Genomic DNA, 906 nt, shown 5'->3' on the forward strand with positions numbered 1-906 from the left:
GGCGTGTCTCTTATATGCGTAACCAGACCAGAATCGCCGCAAGCACCACTCCCGCGCGATACGTGACCGCGAGCTTGTCATAACGCGTCGCAAGCCCGCGCCACTGCTTCATCAACCCAAAGGCCCGCTCGACCACGTTGCGGTCTTTGTACAGCTCCGCATCAAACCCGGGCGGTCGCCCGCCAGCACGACCCTTACGCTTCCTGGCAGCGATCTCATTAGACTTCTCCGGAATCACCGCGGCGATGCCGCGCTCACGCAGATACGCGCGGTTCACCCGTGACGTGTACCCGCGATCAGCAAGCAACGCATCAGGGCGCGTCCGCGCCTGCCCGCACCCAATTCTCGGGACCCGAATATCGCCGAGGACTTCCTGCAACATCGCGCCATCATGGCGTTGCCCGCCCGTCACCACAATCGACAGCGGCCGGCCATGCCCCTCGACAGCAAAATGTACCTTCGTGCTCAACCCTCCGCGTGATCTCCCGATCCCGTGACCTGCCGGTTCAATCTCGCATAACGGCAGATTCTTGTAATTCGATAGAGCCCCCTGTGTCCTGATCAGGGCGCGGCAGGTTCGTACCGTGCTGATGAGCACGGTTGATCGTCGCGTCGATTGACACGTTCCAGTCAATGTCGCCCACTGCATCGGCCTCGGCGAGGATGTGCGCGAATACGCGGTCCCAGGTGCCGTCGGTTGCGTAGCGGCGATGCCGCTTCCACACCGTCTGCCAGGGACCATACCGGTCGGGGAGATCTCGCCACGGGATTCCGGTGCGGTACCGGTAGATGATGCCCTCTACAACGCGGCGGCTATCACCAAACGGGCGGCCTTTACGGCCCTCATTCGTTGGCAGAAGTGGTTCAACTCGCTCCCACTGTGCATTCGTGAACTGCGTAAATCTA

General features: G+C 61.6%; 1 pseudogene. It reads right to left on the reverse strand.

The window, feature by feature from the left end:
- Positions 1-10: 10 nt before the first annotated feature.
- Positions 11-857 (reverse strand): annotated as a pseudogene (locus tag VVR41_RS10685) (IS5 family transposase).
- Positions 858-906 lie beyond the last annotated feature (49 nt).

The organism is Corynebacterium sp. LK2510 (assembly GCF_040946405.1).
In the GTDB taxonomy this organism is placed as follows: domain Bacteria; phylum Actinomycetota; class Actinomycetes; order Mycobacteriales; family Mycobacteriaceae; genus Corynebacterium.